Origin of the sequence: Paenibacillus lycopersici (assembly GCF_010119935.1) — a bacterium.
Classification (GTDB): Bacteria; Bacillota; Bacilli; order Paenibacillales; family Paenibacillaceae; genus Paenibacillus_Z; species Paenibacillus_Z lycopersici.
Genome location: NZ_CP048209.1, coordinates 1750507 through 1767491 on the forward strand (window position 1 = coordinate 1750507; position 16985 = coordinate 1767491).

Annotated in this window: 10 protein-coding genes and 1 riboswitch; of the genes, 6 read left to right on the forward strand and 4 right to left on the reverse strand. The window is 60.3% G+C overall.

Going from position 1 to position 16985, the window contains the following annotated elements; translation table 11 throughout:
• Window positions 1-13: 13 nt before the first annotated feature.
• Both GXP70_RS07480 and GXP70_RS07485 read right to left on the reverse strand, forming a co-directional pair.
• Window positions 14-703 (reverse strand): response regulator transcription factor, encoded by a 690-nt coding sequence (locus GXP70_RS07480; RefSeq protein ID WP_162355873.1) that lies wholly within the window; start codon window positions 701-703, stop codon window positions 14-16.
• Window positions 700-2199, reverse strand: coding sequence for a sensor histidine kinase (locus GXP70_RS07485; RefSeq protein WP_225442708.1), 1500 nt, complete (start codon window positions 2197-2199; stop codon window positions 700-702). Before GXP70_RS07485 ends, GXP70_RS07480 begins: the two co-directional genes overlap by 4 nt.
• 264 nt (window positions 2200-2463) lie before the next feature.
• On the opposite strand from GXP70_RS07485, the gene GXP70_RS07490 reads away from it, so the two are divergent.
• Together GXP70_RS07490 and GXP70_RS29755 are read left to right on the forward strand one after the other, a co-directional pair.
• The gene (locus GXP70_RS07490; protein WP_225442709.1) at window positions 2464-3642 is read left to right on the forward strand and encodes a spore germination protein; all 1179 of its coding nucleotides are present in this window, start codon (window positions 2464-2466) and stop codon (window positions 3640-3642) included.
• Window positions 3608-4282: a Ger(x)C family spore germination C-terminal domain-containing protein gene (locus tag GXP70_RS29755; RefSeq protein WP_225442710.1), complete on the forward strand. Its 675-nt coding sequence runs from the start codon at window positions 3608-3610 to the stop codon at window positions 4280-4282. Before GXP70_RS07490 ends, GXP70_RS29755 begins: the two co-directional genes overlap by 35 nt.
• 65 nt (window positions 4283-4347) lie before the next feature.
• On the opposite strand, the gene GXP70_RS07500 is transcribed toward GXP70_RS29755, so the two are convergent.
• Window positions 4348-6372, reverse strand: a complete 2025-nt coding sequence (locus GXP70_RS07500) for an ABC transporter ATP-binding protein (RefSeq protein WP_162355874.1) — start codon at window positions 6370-6372, stop codon at window positions 4348-4350.
• Window positions 6373-6429: 57 nt separating this feature from the next.
• Window positions 6430-8181, reverse strand: a complete 1752-nt coding sequence (locus tag GXP70_RS07505) for an ABC transporter ATP-binding protein (RefSeq protein WP_162355875.1) — start codon at window positions 8179-8181, stop codon at window positions 6430-6432.
• Between the two features lie 461 nt (window positions 8182-8642).
• On the opposite strand from GXP70_RS07505, the gene GXP70_RS07510 reads away from it, so the two are divergent.
• The 4 genes from GXP70_RS07510 to GXP70_RS07525 all read left to right on the forward strand — a co-directional run bounded on the left by GXP70_RS07510 (window position 8643) and on the right by GXP70_RS07525 (window position 16924).
• Window positions 8643-9941: an ISNCY family transposase gene (locus GXP70_RS07510; RefSeq protein ID WP_162355876.1), complete on the forward strand. Its 1299-nt coding sequence runs from the start codon at window positions 8643-8645 to the stop codon at window positions 9939-9941.
• 225 nt (window positions 9942-10166) lie between these two features.
• On the forward strand, window positions 10167-11177 hold the full coding sequence (locus tag GXP70_RS07515; RefSeq protein ID WP_162355877.1) for a copper amine oxidase N-terminal domain-containing protein: 1011 nt from the start codon (window positions 10167-10169) through the stop codon (window positions 11175-11177).
• A gap of 388 nt (window positions 11178-11565) precedes the next feature.
• Window positions 11566-11760, forward strand: a riboswitch (cobalamin riboswitch).
• 170 nt (window positions 11761-11930) lie between these two features.
• Window positions 11931-14576, forward strand: a complete 2646-nt coding sequence (locus tag GXP70_RS07520) for a prenyltransferase/squalene oxidase repeat-containing protein (protein WP_162355878.1) — start codon at window positions 11931-11933, stop codon at window positions 14574-14576.
• The gene (locus tag GXP70_RS07525) at window positions 14510-16924 is read left to right on the forward strand and encodes an S-layer homology domain-containing protein (protein WP_162355879.1); all 2415 of its coding nucleotides are present in this window, start codon (window positions 14510-14512) and stop codon (window positions 16922-16924) included. The genes GXP70_RS07520 and GXP70_RS07525 overlap by 67 nt, the downstream gene beginning before the upstream one ends.
• Window positions 16925-16985 lie beyond the last annotated feature (61 nt).

A 16985-nucleotide genomic window follows, 5' to 3' on the forward strand; every position in this document is an offset into this window, starting at 1 on the left:
GCCTCCCGATAATCTACAGGTTGAACCGGTAGCCGATGCCCCAGATCGTCTCGATATATTGCGGCTTGGACGGATCGCGCTCGAGCTTCTCCCGCAGCTTGCTAATATGCACGGTCACGGTCGCATGGTCGCCGAGCGCGTCCAGTCCCCAAATCCGCTCGAACAGCTCCTCCTTGCGGAAGACGCGGTTCGGATGCTGGACGAGGAAGAGCAGCAGCTCGTATTCCTTGGCCGTGAACGCCGTCTCGCGCTCGTTCACGAACACTCTGCGCGCCTGCCGGTCGATGCGGATGTTGTGCAGCCGCAGCTCGTCGCGCCGCCATTCGCCGCTGCCGACGAGGCGGTCGTACCTGGCCAGATGCGCCTTCACCCGGGCGACCAGCTCGCCGAGTCCGAACGGCTTCAGAATATAGTCGTCGGCCCCGAGCCCGAAGCCGCGGATCTTATCGACTTCCTCCTTCTTGGCGGAGACGATCAGGATCGGCACGTTGCTGGCTTCCCGGATGCGGCGGCACAGCTCGTAGCCGTCCATGCCGGGCAGCATCAGATCGAGCAGGATCAGGTCGTATTGCCGCTGCAGCGCCAGCTGCAAGCCGAGCTCGCCGCGATTCGCAACCTCGGACGCCAGTCCGCTTGCCTCCAGGTAATCCTTCTGCACCTCGGCAATGACCGGGTCATCCTCGACAATCAATATTCGCTTCATTCTCGTTCTCCTTCCTCGGACGGCTCTCCGCGAACGACGGGGAACCGCATGACTATGGCCGTTCCGGCGTCTGCCTCGCTGATCGCCTCGACGGTTCCGCCGTGTTCCTCGACGATTTGCTTCACGATGGCGAGCCCGAGCCCGCTGCTGCCCGCATCCGTCCGGCGCGCGGATTCCGCCCGGTAGAATTGATCGAATACATGGGGCATCGCCGCTGCCGGTATGCCCGATCCGTTATCGGCGATGCGGATCGCTGCTAAGCCCCCGTCTTCCTCGAAGAGGTCGAACCGAAGTATGGCGGGCTGCCGGTCCATATGCTTCAAGCTGTTGTCCACGACGTTGAGCAAGGCCCGGTGGAGCTTCTCCCGGTCCGCCTGGATGAACAGCGGCCGCCCGGCGCCGTTATGCCATTCGAGCCGAACGCGGCCCATGCGCGGATGCAGGTCAAGCTCCTCGACGACCTGCTTCACGTACGCGGCGGCGTCGAGCGTCTCGAAGCGGAACGGCAGCTTGCCGATGTCGAGCGTCGAGTAGAGCAGCAGCTCCTCGATCATCCGGTTCATGTCGGACGTCTTGCCGGCGATCATATCGACGTACTTCCGCCGTTTCTCTTCGGAGTCGGCAATGCCGTCCCGAAGACATTCCACGCAGCCTTGGATGGCGGTGATCGGCGTCTTCAGATCGTGGGATATGCTCGCGAGCAGCTCCTTGCGATTCTGCTCCAGCTCGAGCCGGGCGCCGATCGAATCCTTCAGCCGCACGCGCATCTCTTCGAAGGCGGTGCCGAGCTGCCCGATCTCGTCCTGCCGCCGCATATGAACCGGCCGGTCCAGATCGCCTTCGCGGATTTGGCCTGCCGCCGACTTCAGCGCGTAGAGCGGCTTGACGATGCTGCGCGAGACGAGATAGGTGAGGGCGCCGTTCGTCAGGATGAGCGCGCCGAGCAGCGTCAGCAGCACGGTCGGAATGAATTTGCGGAAGAAGCGGGCGACCGGCTCCATATCGGACACGATGACGAGCGTGCGGTCCGTGCCGTCCGCCCCGATGAACGGGATGCGTTCCAGGCTGGCGCCGCCGCCCGGCCCGGAGCGCGGGAAGCGCGCCGCTTGCTGCCTGCCCGTCTCTTGATGAACCCGGCTGACGATGTCGGCCGCGGATAGGCCGGGCGAGATATACGTGACCGCGGAATCGCCGGCGAGCAGCGCGATGCCCGAATCGACCCGGGCGAGGTCGGCTTCCGTCTCCGCGAGGAAGGCGGAATCGCCGAACAGGCGGGGATCATGCTTGGCGACGAACGTCAGGCCGGAGACAAGCGCGCTGCGGCCGCCGAACAGCTCCCGCATGGCGGCGAACGGGACCGGCTTGTCCTGCTTCGCCCCTGGGGACATCTCCTGCATGAAAGCGCCGGCGGCCAAGACGGCCGTAACCCCGAGCAGCAGAACGGGAATGACGATCATGGCAATATGCGAGAAGAGCAATTTCGTTCGAATCGACAATGGGCTGCAGCTCCTTTCCTCCTTCATTGTAATTGCCATCCGTAAACAAACGATAACCGAAGTCTAAAAAAAGTCTAAACCGGCGCTTTCGTTCCCGTCGATTCTGCCGACCTTAACCTTCCAGCTCCTCATGCTTTTACCAAGCGCCGGTTAAAGTAAGGGAATCGGCGATGAAGGAGGAAGCCTGCCATGAACGTTAACGCATCGATCGAAGAGACGGAGCGGCTTGTCTGCCGGCAATTCTCGGAATAAAGCGATTTTCAAGTGAAACGGCTGCGGATCGAAGGCATCGAATATCGGCTGTACTATCTCAATACGCTGATCGATCCGGACGCCGTCCAGACAGATATTTTGAGGCCGCTGCTGCTTCGTCCGCATGATCCGGTCCACGAGGTCGTGTCGATTCTGGACTTCGCGGAAACCGATCGGCTGGAGGATGCCGTTCATGCGATCATGGACGGGAAGCTCGCGCTGCATCGCGCCGGCGAGGACAAGCTCTATCTGCTCGGGGCGGATTTGAAGAAGGAGCGTTCCATCAACATTCCGATCAACGAGCGGGTGCTGCGCGGAGCGAATCAAGCCTTCATCGAGAATCTGGACACGAATCTGAACCTGATGCGCAAGCTGATCAACTCGACCGATTTCGTGGTCAAGACGTTCATGATCGGGCGACTCTCGCAGACGAAGATGGCCGTCATGTACATCAAGTCGATTGCGGATTCGGCCTATGTCGCCGAGTTGGAGCGCAGGCTCCGCGACATCGATATCGATTACGTCGAGATGCCCGGCTTCATCGATGAATTGGTCCGGGATCAGAAATACAGCCTGTTTCCGCAGCTGCTCGTCACGGAACGGCCGGACCCGGCGCGGGCTTATCTAATGGAAGGGAAAGCCGTCGTCGCGGCCGCGGGATCGCCGGACGCGATCATCATGCCGGTATCGTTCTGGTCCTTGTTCCAGAGCCCGGACGAATACCAGAACAATTGGATCTTCGGCACGGTCATGCGGACTGTCCGGCTCTGCTGCTTCCTGATCGCCATCGGCCTGCCCGGATTGTACGTCGCGGTCAGCGGCTACAATCCGCAGCTGCTGCCGATTAATTTCGTGAATACGCTGCAAAGCTCGTTGAAATACGTGACGTTCCCGCCGGTGATCGAGGCGCTGGCGATGATGCTGCTGCTTGAAATCGTCAGGGAAGCGACGATTCGGCTGGCGAGTCCCGTCGGCCAGACGATCGGCGTCGTCGGCGGCATCGTCGTCGGCACGGTGGTCGTGCAGTCGAATTTGGTGTCCAATACGATGGTAATCGTCGCACCCGTACGTGAAGACGGGGAGCAAGAAGAGGCTGTTGCTCGCCATGTCCATAGCGAACGCATGCACCATGGTGTATTACGTGGCGGTCTGTCTCGTGTGCTCAACGATGTTCAGCCTGCAGCAGCTTAAGGTCATCCCGGAGCCGATCGTATTCATTCTGAAGAATTATATACTTCAAGTTCTGCAGAGCCTGGACATTCTGTTCCTGATCTTCTACATGTGCATCATCGCCGACACGATCTATGTGTATTTCTTCGTGGCGGCCAAGGCATTCATCCACCTTCGCGGCCAAGGCCTCGGCAGGCAGCAGGCATGGGTCTGGGCGATTGCGACGCTTTGCTTCGCGGGCTGCTTCTTCATGACGCAGCGCAAGGACATCTTGAAGCTGGCAGCGATGCAGGATCAACTGTCCGTTCTCTTCATCGTCGCGCTGCCGCTCATCTTCTTGCTGCTATCGGGCATTCGGGAAATCGCGATCGGATTAATACTGGATGTGCAAATGGTCGAAGAAGAAGGGACGATGAAGATACCGACGGATCTTCTCGTCGCGAAGAAAGAGCAGGATATCGGGGCGCAATTGACGCAGCAGGCCGTCAACGTGATGCAGACCCTGCAGCGGGCCAATTGCGATTATTATCAGCTTGGGCATACGCTCGCGGCGTATCATCCGAAGCTGTACCATGCGATGAACTGGCGCGAGCGGTATCCGAAGCTGGACATCAAGCCGAAGGTTGCCGTTACGATTATCACTAACGGCATTCTGGAGTAACAACGCCAACAAGCCTGCTCTCGCGCAGGCTTGTTGGCGTTATTGGAGGCGTGGAGATGCGGCAATTACGCGCCGATACTTACGGCGCCGCCTTGCTGAAGCTGGTACATGGCGAAATATTTGCCGCCATGCTTCATCAACTCGTCGTGGTCGCCGCGTTCGACGATGCGGCCGCGGTCGAGCACGAGAATTTGATCCGCGGCGCGGATCGTCGACAGCCGGTGCGCGATGACGAACGTCGTACGGCCCCGCTTGAGCACGTCGAGCGCCTGCTGAATGATCGCCTCGGTCTCCGTGTCGATGCTGGCTGTCGCTTCGTCCAGGATCAGAATCGCCGGATCGAAGGCGAGCGCACGCGCGAAGGAGATCAGCTGCCGCTGGCCCGCGGAGAGCGTGCTGCCTTTCTCGATGACCGGCTCGTCGAGCCCTCGGGGGAGCTGCATGAACATGTCGTACGCGCCGACGTCGCGGAGCGCCTGCTCGACTTTCTCGCGCGAGATCGCCGGATCGTCCAGGCTGACGTTCGAGGCGATCGTCCCGGTGAACAGGAACGGCTCCTGCAGCACGATGCCCATATGCTGGCGCAGCTGCTGCTTCGACATGTCGCGCACGTCGATGCCGTCGATCGAGATCGCGCCGCGGTCGATGTCGTAGAAGCGGAAGAGCAGGTTCAGGATCGAGCTCTTGCCGGAGCCGGTATGGCCGACGAGCGCGACCGTCTCGCCCTGCTTCGCGCGGAAGCTGATGTTCTTCAGCACGTCCTCGCCTTCCTTGTAGCCGAATGTGACGTCCGCGAACGACACGTCGCCCTTGTAGCGCGCCGACCGCTGATCCGATACGGGCACGCCCGGCTCGTCAAGCAGCGCGAACATGCGCTCCGCCGACACCCGCGCCACTTCCAGGTTGGACAGCTGGTTCACCATGCCGATGATCGGCGAGAACATCCGGTTCATATAATCGATGAAGGCGTACAGGACGCCGACCGATACCGCCGTGCCGAACCAGTCGCCCGCGAACAGCCAGATGACGGCGAGGAAGATCACGTTCCGGAAGACGCTCAGCAAATTGTGGCTGGTCACCGAATTGAGCCGGAGCATCTTGAACTGGAATCTGAAATATTCGTCGTTCATGACGCCGAACTCCGTCATCGTCTGCTTCTGCCTGCGGAAAACCTGGATGATCGGCATGCCTTGAATCGATTCGTTGATCATGCCGTTAATGTCGCTCAGGCGCGAGCGGATGACATGATTGTACTGGGAGGCGTACTTGCGATAGACGACGATCCAGATGTACAGAATCGGCAGAAGCGGCAGCGCGATCAGCGCGAGCTGCGCATTGAGCAGGAACAGCGCGCCGATAATCGCCGTCATGTAGATGATGCCGGAGAAGAAATTAGCCAATACCGAGACGTACAGCTCGCGGATCGCCTCCGTGTCGTTCGTGACGCGGGAGACGATTTTGCCGGCCGGGAGATTATCGAAATATTGAACCGGCAGCTCTTGAATATGCCGGAACACGTCGTTGCGCATCTTGCGCACGATCCGGTTCGCCGACGATTGCAGCAGATACTTCTGCCCGTAAGCGAGCGCGGCGCCGATCAGCAGCATGCCGACATAGCCCGCCGCAAGGGTGAACATGCTCCTCAGCTCCGGCTTATAGAAGCGGTAGGTCTCGTCGCGGCTCAGCAGCGCGGCCGGGAATTGCCGCTCGCTGCCGTCCTTCGCCGTAAGGGTCAGCGTATGATCCGCGAAGCTGCGCGCCCCTTGATCGGGCACGCCGGCCGCATCGACGAAATAATACGTCAGCCCGGTTTGCAGCACGCGAACCTCGCGGCCCTTCGTTTCGCCGTCCTTCCAATGGTCGGCCCGCTTGTAGAACCGTCCGTCGTATTCGACGTCGTAGCGTCCGTCCGTCTTGCTCTCGTACCAGGGCTTCTCGATGCCCATGATATTCGTGTCGATCATTCGCTTGGCGAGGAATGGTCCGACCAGTTCGGCCGAGATCGCCAGCGCCAGCAGCAGCAGCGCGAGCAGGATCGGCTTCTTGAACTGCCAGGCATATTGAAACAATCGTTTTCCGTTGTTGCCCATTGCGGGTGTCACCTTCGTTTCCTAGTTCTGTCTCGTGTCTAGTCGTTCGTCTTGCGCTTAAGCCTCCACGATGGAAGCCAGCTGCTGACGGTCGTATTGTTCCTTGTACCAGCCGTTGTTCAGGAGCAGCTGCTCATGCGTGCCCTCTTCGGCGACCCGTCCTTCGTCCAGCACGATGATCCAATCGGCGTGCTGCACGGCGGACAGCCGGTGCGTCGTGATGAGCGTCGTTTTGCCTGCCCGTTCGCGGCGAATGCCTTCGAGAATTTCCGTCTCCGTCTTGGCGTCCACCGCCGACAGCGCGTCATCGAGCATGAGGATTTCCGGGTTCGCGATGACCGCTCTGGCGATGCTGACCCGCTGCTTCTGCCCGCCCGAGAGCGCCACGCCTTTCTCGCCGACGAGCGTTTCCAGGCCGTCCGGCAGGAAGTGAACGTCCTTGCTGAAGGCGGCCAGCTCCAGCGCTTTGTTCAGCAGCGCTTCATCCATCGTATCGTCCGGAACGCCGTATGCGATATTCTCGCGGATCGTCTTGCTGAACAGGATCGGCTGCTGCGGCACGTATCCGACCCAGCCGCGCACCTGATCGAGCCCGATGTCCGCAATCGGGACGCCGCCGACCGACAAGCTGCCTTCGCCCATCGGATATTCGCGGAGCAATTGGCGCAGCAGCGTCGTCTTGCCGCTGCCCGTTCTGCCGACGATGCCCAGCGTCTGGCCGCGCTTCAGCTCGAAGGAGATATCGACGAGGTTATCGATCGACGAAGACGGGTAGCGGAACGCGAGCCTCTCGGAGGCGATCGATTCCGGCACGGCGACCGGCACCGGCGATTCCGCGTCCTTCACGTTCGGCTTGACGCCGAGCGTTTCGTTGATGCGGTCCAGGGAGGCGTTGCCGCGCTGCATGATATTGATCAGCTCGCCGATGGCGAACATCGGCCAGATCAGCATGCCGAGGAACATATTGAACGACACCATCTCGCCGAGCGAGATTTCGCCGCGGAAGACGAGCAGGCCGCCGTAGCACAGGCCGATCAGGTAGCTGATGCCGACGAGGATTTTGAGCGCCGGCTCGAAGAGCGCGTCGATCTTGGTTACCTCGATGTTGCGGCGGTACACCTCGTCGGTCATGCCGCTGAACCGCTTGCGGTCCGCGTCTTCCTGCACGAACGCGCGGATGACGCGGACGCCCGCGACGGATTCCAGCACCTGATCGTTCAGCTTGCCGAAGGCGTCCTGCTGCACCGTGAACCGTTCGTGGATTTTCTTGCCGAAATGCTGCATGACGAGCGCGAGAACCGGCAGGGGCAGCATCGCCGCCAGCGTCAGCTTCCAGCTGATGAAGCCCGCCATCACGACGAGGATCGTCGTCATGAACAAGGTGGAATCGATCAGCGTCAGAATGCCGAAGCCCGCCGTCTGCGATACCGCGCCGATATCGTTCGTCGCCCGGGCCATCAGGTCGCCCGTGCGGTTGCGTTCGTAGAATGTCGGCGTCATCCGCAGCAGATGGCGCATGAGATTCGAGCGGAGCGTGCGCTCCAGCACGAAGGAGGAGCCGAAGAGCATCGCCCACCATACGCAGGTCACGAGATAGATGACGACCGTCAGGCCTCCCCAGAAGAGGATCAGCTGCGTCAGCTTGCCAGGGGTCATCGTGCCTTGCCCGATGGCGTCGACGGCATAGCCGATCAGCTTGGGCGGAATCACTTCCAGAATGCCGACAATCGTCAGCAGTACGATGGCGACCGTGTACGTTTTCCATCGTAATTTGAAAAACCAGCTTAATTTCTTAAGTACGTCAAACACGTCGATCAACAACCTTTCCAGCTTTTGAAGAAATCGGAAGAACAAAAAGAGGCCTACCGCCGTAAGCGATACGCCCCATTCCGGTTGCATCCGCGCGGACAGCTGCAGCGCTGCCGCGTAGCCCGGATACAAAAAGAGGGCGCACGATTACGTTACCGCAACCATGCGCCCAACCGCGTCGTCAAGCGAGAATCCGCGTTCTCCGCCTGCTTAACGTCCGTTATAGCGAGGGTTACGTTCATTGCGAGTGCCAGCATGGCCGAATGGGCCGAATGCGTTCGTCAGCGTGCGGTTCAACATGTTCGTAACCCTCCTTTCCGTTCATCAAAGTCTATTCGCCACTTTATCATCCGCCCTCAAATATTGTCAATGGGGAAAAGCGAATCTTGTTGTTCGTCTGTGATAATGTCACCCTGTAACTGTTCTGAGATAATGTCACTATGAGACAGGAGACCATGACATTGACGAACACAGAGCTGAAGAAGGTTTTGGTTGTGGAGAAAGTGTTGGATGGACACATGACGAATGAGGAAGGAGCTGCCCTGCTGGGGCTTTCGGTTAGACAGGTTCAACGTCTGAAAAAACGTTATCAAGTCGGAAACGTTGGGGGGATCGCTCACGGCAATCGCGGACGTAAGCCCGTTCATGCCTTGTCCGAGGAAATCAAGGATCGAGTCGCGGAACTTTACACACAAAAGTATCAAGGCAGCAACAGCTGTCATTTTGCCGAACTGCTTGCTGAGCATGAGGGGATTGAACTAAGCGGCGTCAGCACACGTCGCATTCTCCTCACCAAGGGTTTGAAATCGGCGAAACAGCGTAGACGTTCGAAGGTGCACCAGCCCCGTAAACGTCGCTCCCAAGTCGGTATGCTTTGGCAGATCGACGCAACTCCGTATGCTTGGCTCGAGGATCGTGCCCCTGTCTTTGCCCTTCACGCCGCCATCGACGACGCTACCGGCATCGTGACAGGCGCCGTATTCATGCCCACTGAATGCCGCGAAGGGTATTCGCTTGTGATGATGCAGGGAATCAAGAAACAAGGCATCCCACTCGGACTCTACAGCGATCGCCACACCATCTTCCGTTCGCCGAACGAGAAACTAACCTTGGAGCAGCAGCTTGCTGGCATGACCAAGCCCCTCTCGCACTTTGGCAAGGCTATGCATGAATTGGGCATCGAACACATCAAGGCCGTCACGCCGCAAGCCAAGGGCCGCATTGAGCGCCTCTGGGTGACGCTGCAGGACCGCCTCGTCATTGAGCTGCGATTGCTCGGTGTATCGACCATCGAGGAGGCCAATAAGGCACTCCCCAAGCTTATCGCCAAGCACAACAAGCAGTTTGCCGTAGCCCCCGTATCTGCCGACTCCGCTTACCGCAAGCTTGGCAAGGACGTACGCTTAGAGCATGTATTCACGACACGTGAACATCGTAAGCTGGGTACGGGCCGAACGCTTTCGTACGGCGGGAGGATTTACACCTTCGCCAAGGCGGTACCGGGACACTGGGATGCCAAATCCGTTGTCGAGGTCCGAGAGACACTTAGCGGGGCCTTGCTGATCTGGCACAACGGAGAGGCCTTAATGCTGAAGGAGACCACGAAAGCGGTCCGACAGGCGGAGAAGAAGCCCAATAAAAAAGCGGGTATTGCGCAGCCACGCAAACCCGCCGCTGACCATCCTTGGAAAAGGACGTATCAGGTACACCAAAAACAGATTCAGAATACCACAATGCAAGGCCGAAACCAAGCCACCTGACGGTGGCTTTAAACTCAACGGGGGTGACATTTTCACAGAACAGTTAGGGTGACATTCTCTCAGACAATTGACATGGGGAAAAGCGAATCTTTGTGCAAATTTCTAAAATCGCCGCACCGGATGCAACAAATTCAGCGATGCTTCGTCTAGGTAATGGATGCGCATGATCGGCTGAAGAAGGGGAAAGCGATTCGACAATAAATTAGACGAGGATGGGTGAGGAAGATGATCAAGCTGACGAAGAGTACGACGGCGAGAACGTTCTGCGCGCTCCTTGCGCTTGGCGCGATGGCGGCCGGTACGGCTGCCGCAAGTTCGACCGCGTCCGCCGCCGGCAGCATCGGCATTACGATGATGGGCAAGCCGGTGGCGGCGGATAGCGCGCCGATCTACGCGCAGGGCCGGGTGCTTGTCCCGCTGCGCGCCGTGTCGGAGGCGATGGGCGCCGAGGTGAGCTGGAATCAAGCGACGCAAACGGCGAGCGTGACCAAGTGGACGGAGCAGATGTCGTTGAAGATCGGACAGCAGGTCGCGGTCATCGAACGGCAGTTCGGCGAAGGCTCGTCCAAGGAAACGGTGAAGCTGGATGTGCCGCTGAAGGCGGTTCATAATCGGATTTATATCCCGCTGCGATTCGTCTCGGAGCAATTCGGCTATAACGTCGCGTGGGACGGACATACGGTGGCGATTCGGTCGCCGCTGAGCGAGAAAGCGCGGACGACGCTCTACGGTGGCGATTTGGCGGCGGCCAGGAAACTCGCGATCGAAGCCGCGCGGCAATCGAACGTACAGTACGAGCATCCGCCTCTGCAGAAGACCTACCGGTGGGAGATGAACGACGACGAGTATCTGTTCCCGGAAGGAGAAGCGCTGCGCTTCTTCGTCATCAAGGACAGTCAGATCGCGACGTATTATGAATACCGGAACGATTTCCTCGTAGCCGTATGGCAGGGGCGCCTCAACCCGAACGATGGCGATGCCGTGGGACATCTGCTTCAGGACAAGCTTGCGGATCGCACGGGGCCGGCGCCGAAGATCGACAAGGCGTTCCTCTATTACGACGTTGGCTTTGCGGGTTCGGCGAGCTGGACGAGCAGCGGCCGGGCCGGCAAGGACGGGAAACTGGAAACGACCGCTTACCGGAACGATTCCGGCGGCGTCGTGAGCACGAAAGGAACGATCGCGCTCGCGCTGCCGAACGAGACGCGCAAGGAAACCGTGGCCATGCCGCGTTAAGGATTCCCGCGGCTGTCGAATGGGCCGCAAGCAGCGCGCGGGAGAGAGGAACACAAGCGCTGGAAATCCGAAGAGCCGAAGAGCGGAAAAGCCGAAAAGCCGAAAAGCCGAAAAGCCGAAAAGCCGAAAAGCCGAGAACTTGCCCGAACCAGGGCGGTTTCCGGCTTTTTTTTGATGCGGATTACAGCCGGTTATCGCCTGCGGTCCGTGTGCTTCGAGCGTCAGCGGGATTCCGGAATGCCGGGCATTCGGGCGGCTTCCCGCGCTATTTTTACGCGTAATCCGGCATTTACGCCATTGTATTGAGATATTCGACGGCATGGGGAATTCGATTATCATTTTCCGTAGACAGCCGCTTTAAATGTCTGTATGATGAACAGGACAATTTCATACAACGATCCGTTAAGGTGCAGGCTTGCGATCAAGCTTGCTTAAAAGGGAAGTTCGGTACTAATCCGACGCGGTCCCGCCACTGTAATTGAGGAGCGACTCTATATCGTTGCCACTGGCGCTAGTTCGCCGGGAAGGCATAGAGTCGCGATGATCCATGAGCCAGGAGACCTGCCTAGCGTGATATTTTCTATTCTTCGGGGGGTGAGAATCAGAAAAGCAAGCGTGGATACGTCCGTGTCCGCTTGGATGAACGATTGCCGGACAGCGCTATGCGCATGTCCTTCTTTTAGGCCGCCCTGTGACAGGGCGGCCTTTGTGCATTCATCCATATCCATTATTGTAACGAGGAGCGAAAAATGAATGAATAACCATACCATCGAACGGTACGCCTCGCCGAAGCTGCTCTTCAAGCTGCTTCTGGTCTTCGCCGTGCTGTTATCCGGCTTCGGCTCGGCTTATCGGGCTTATGCCGACGCGCCGCCGGCGGGCGACCCGCTGCTGACCGAGGCGCAGGCAGCCATGGAAGGGGCGGCCCAATCGATTACGGGCTTGAGCTCTATCGGCGACTGGCAGGCCGTTGGCCTGACCGGGGCGGGTAAGCCGATTCCGAGCCGATATGTATCCAAGCTCTATCAAACGCTCGTGGCGGCCAAGGGCAGTTTCGCATCGGTCACGGATTACGAGCGCACCGTGATCGGCTTGACGGCGGCGAATCAAGATGCGACCCAATTCGCCGGCTACGATCTGATCGAACGCATCTATAACAGCGACATCATGGAGAATCAAGGGCTGAACGGCCCGCTGTACGCTTTGATCGCGCTGGACAGCGGCCGCTACTCGGTACCGAGCGACGCCCTGTGGACGCGGGATAAACTCGTCGCCGCCATACTTGCGAAGCAGAAGGACGACGGCGGGTTTACGCTCTTCGGCAGCGTCAGCGATCCCGACATCACGGCGATGACGTTGACCGCTTTGGCACCGTACGCTGCCGATGCCGCGGTTCAGACCGTCGTCGGCGAAGCGGTCGACTGGCTGTCCGGTCACCAGCAGGATAACGGCGGCTATCTGTCTTGGGGGGCGGATGCGAGCGAGAGCGTCTCGCAGGCCATCATCGCGCTCGCGTCGCACGGCATCGACCCGACGGAGGGCCGGTTTACGAAGAACGGCGTCAATCTCGTGCAGAAGCTGCTCGCGTTCCGCAAGGCGGACGGCACCTTCTCCCATACGCCGGACACGGGCTCGAGCGGCATGGCGACGGAGCAGGCGCTGCAAGCGCTCGACGCATATGTGTCGTATAAGAGCGGCGGCAACCGCCTGTACGATTTTGGCGCGCGCCAGCCGTATGGCTGGCCGGCGAAGTGGATACTCGGCGCCAGCTGGTTCGATACCGAATGGCAGGCCGTCGCGGTATCGCGGGCAGGCTTGAAGGTGCCGGACAGCTACCTGGCCACGCTGCCGTCCTTGGAATTCGTCAAGGCGTATCCCGAATACGCCTACGTGACGGATTACGAGCGGATCGCGATCGCCCTGTCCGCGCTGCGCCAGGATGCGACCGAATTCAACGGCTTCAACGTTATCGAGCGCATCTATAACAGCGACGTTATGGAAGCGCAGGGAATCAACGGGCTGGATTTTGGCCTGATCGCCCTTGACAGCCGGGAATACGCGACGCCGAGCGACGCGAAGTGGGACCGCGAGAAGCTGCTGGCCGCCATCTTGGCCAAGCAGAACGCGGACGGCGGCTTCGCCCTTACGGACGGCGCCAGCGATCCCGACCTGACCGCCATGACGCTGACCGCGCTCGCGCCATATATGGACCGCGCGGACGTGAAGACGGCCGGCGAGCGCGCCGTACAGTGGCTGTCGGCGAACCAGCAGGCGAACGGCGGCTATCTCTCGAGCGGCGCCGACTCCAGCGAAGGGGTTGCGCAAGCGATTATCGCGCTTTCGTCCAACGGCATCGACCCGACGGGCGAGGCCTTCATGAAGAACGGCATTACGCTAATCGATAAGCTGTTCGCGTTCTTCCAGCCGGACGGCGGTTTCGTGCATGTCGCGGATCCGCAAGCGGCGACCGATTTCATGGCGACCGAACAGGCGCAGCAGGCGCTGACCGCGTACGAAATGTACGTGCACGGCACGGGGCGCCTGTACCAGATGGGCGCATTGCCGCCTACGGTACCCGTGCAAGTGGAAGGTCCGGACGGAACGATCGCCGAAGGAAGCGCGGCCGGCGGCAATGCCTTCGAAGCGCTTCAGCGTGTGCTCCAGGAGAAGCAGGTGCCGATCAGCGCCTCGGATACGGCGTACGGCAAATACGTCTCCGCGATCGGCAATATTACCGCGGGCTCGTACGGCGAGCTGGACGGCTGGTTGTATGATGTCTATCGCGACGGGCATTGGAGCTTCCCTGCCGTAAGCATAGACGCCTACGAGCTGCAGCCGAACGACCGCTTGCTCGTCTATTACGGCGGCGAGCATACCCAATTGGCGGAGTCGGTCGCAGTCGCGCCGTCGTCGCCGAAAGCCGGCGAACCGTTCACGGTTACGGTCAAGCAGACGGCTTCGGTCTGGAACGGAACGAGCAGCGAGGTCGTCACTTCGGCGGCTGCGGGCGTGAAGGTAAGCATCGACGGCGCCGTGCAGCAGACGAACGAAGACGGCGTCGCCTCATTCGGCGCCGGTATCGCGAATAAAGGCAGCTATACGTTGGAAGTGACCGGCTACGAGACCGGACATAGCCGCATATCGTTCGCTTCGCGCAGCCGATCGTCATCGCCGAAGGCAACGGCAATGGTAACGGCAACGGCAACGGCGGAACGCCTGTCGACTATGCGACGCTCTCCGTTACCGGCGACAGCCAGAAGGGCACCATCCTCCCAGCCAAGCAGACGGCGCTGCAGCCGGGCGACACCGCGTATACGATTCTGGCGCGCGAATTGCCGGGCAAAGTCCGCGCGATCGGTTCCGGTCCGACGCGTTACGTGCAGGGCATCGACGGGCTAAGCGAGTTCGACCGCGGCTCGGGCAGCGGCTGGATGTATTCGGTCAACGGCGTCTTCCCGAACTACAGCGCGGACAGCTACACGTTGAAGCCGAACGATGTCGTGGCATGGCGGTATACGCTCGATCTGGGCAAGGATCTGGGCGCTCCGAGCGATGGCGGCAATTCGGGAGGCGCTCCGACGGGAGGCACCGGCGGCGCCGGCGGCGGATCGTCTGCCGATACGGTGATCGACGTGCCGAAAGACCAGCAGCAGGATTACGTGCTGAAGGCGGGCAAGGATCAGCAAGGATCGATCACGCTGAACATTCCGGATGCGGCGCCGAAGGTCGTCCTGAATGTGGCGGAAGCCAAGGACGGGCTGCCGCAGCTGACCGCCAATAAAGGCAATCTGATTTTCACGATCGGCAAAGGAACGAAGCTCGTCTCCGGCGGAAGCGCCATCGAGCTGTTCGCCGCCATGGACACCGCCGATGCCAAGCTGCTGGCGCTCGTGGACGGCAGCCTGACGGGAGATGTTAGCGTCGATGCGATCCGCCAGGCGTTCACGATGGGCGCGGCGGATCAATCGTTCTTGTTCGACGCCCCGCTCACCATCACGGTCAAAGGCGGCAAAGGCCAGCTGGCGGGCTATATCGAAGGCGGCGTCTTCACGCCGATTCCGCTGTTCGCCTCCGACGAGGAAGGCAAGCAGGCGACGAAGGGCAGCGAGAAAATTACGTATGCCTACGTCGATGGCAGCGATCTTGTTATCAAGACGAATCATTTCACGTCGTTCGTAACGTATACGACGAAGAAGCAGGAACAAGCAAGCGTCGATCTGAGCAAGCGGTATGCGGATGCGGACCGGATCTCGGCTTGGGCGCTGGAGTCGGTCAAGGAAGCGACGATGCAGGGCTTCCTGCAGGGAAGCGGCGGCAAGCTGAACCCGCAGGCTGCAGTGACGCGGGCCGAATTCGTTAAGCTGCTCGTCTCCGCGCTCGGCATCCCGGCCGATTCCGGTTCGTCGACGTCGTTCAAGGACGTACCTGGCAGCGCGTGGTATCGCCCGTATGTGCAGGCCGCATACAAAGCCGGCTTCGTTACCGGGGACGGGGACCGGTTCAACCCGAACGATACGATTACCCGCGAGCAAATGGCGGCGATGGTCGTCCGGGCGCTCGCCCTCGACCCGGCTGCGGGAACGGCGGCGCCCGCCGATTTGAAAAAGGTCTCGCCTTGGGCGCAATCGGCCGTCCAAGCGATTCTCGCGGCGCAAATCATGAACGGCGAAGGGAGCGGCTTCAATCCGGCCGGCAAAGTAACGCGCGAGATGGCTGCTGTCGTAGCCGTGCGTTCCCAAGCATACCTTCATAATGGCGCGGATCCATCCGGTTCCGGTTCAGGCTCGAGCTCGGATAAGGGCAAACAGGCCGCGGCCGAGCGGCAGATCGCGTTGACGGCGTCGTACTTGCAGAAGACGGTTCCGAGCCCGGCCGTATCGACGCTTGGCGGCGAATGGACGGTGCTCGGCTTGGCGCGGTCCGGGCTGGCGATTCCAGCTTCCTATTATGACGCATACGAAGCCAATCTGAAGCAGACGCTGGAAGCGAAATCCGGCGTCCTCCATAGCGTGAAATATACGGAGTACGACCGCGTCATTCTGGCGTTGTCCGCGATGGGCAAGAGCGTTACGAATGCGGCGGGCTACAGCCTGCTGGAGAAGCTGGCGGATTTCGACGCATTGACGAAGCAGGGCATTAACGGTCCGATTTTCGCGCTGATCGCGCTCGATAGCAAGCAGTACGCTATCCCGGCCGCGTCCGGCGCGAAGACGCAGACGACAAGAGAGCTGCTGGTCGATTATATTTTGAAGCGGCATGCCGGCGGGGGCGGATGGGCGCTGGGCGAGGGCTCGGCGTCGGATCCCGACGTGACGGCGATGGCGATCCAGGCGCTTGCGCCTTATGCCGGCTCGAGCAAGGAAGTCCGGTCGGCGATCGACGAAGCGCTGGCCTGGCTGTCCGCCAATCAACAAGCGGACGGCGGGTTCGCGAGCAATGGCGCGAACAATGCCGAGAGCGCCGCGCAGGTCGTCGTGGCGCTGACCGGCCTCGGCATCGATCCGCACGCGGACGCCCGATTCGTGAAGAACGGCCATTCGGCGATCGATGCGCTGCTCGGCTTCGCCGCGGCTGACGGCGGTTTCTATCACGTGAAAACCGGCGAAGCCGGCAACGGCGGGGCCGCGCCGGGCGTAGAGGATCCGATGGCCGCCGATCAATCGATGTACGCGCTGGTCGCCTACGACCGGCTGTTGAAGGGCCAGACTCGTCTGTACGACATGACGGACGTGAAGGCTGTCCTCTAATTCCAGTACGGCTGAATAGATGTGGAAAATCAAACCAAGGCAAGGGCGGGATCGAACCGCC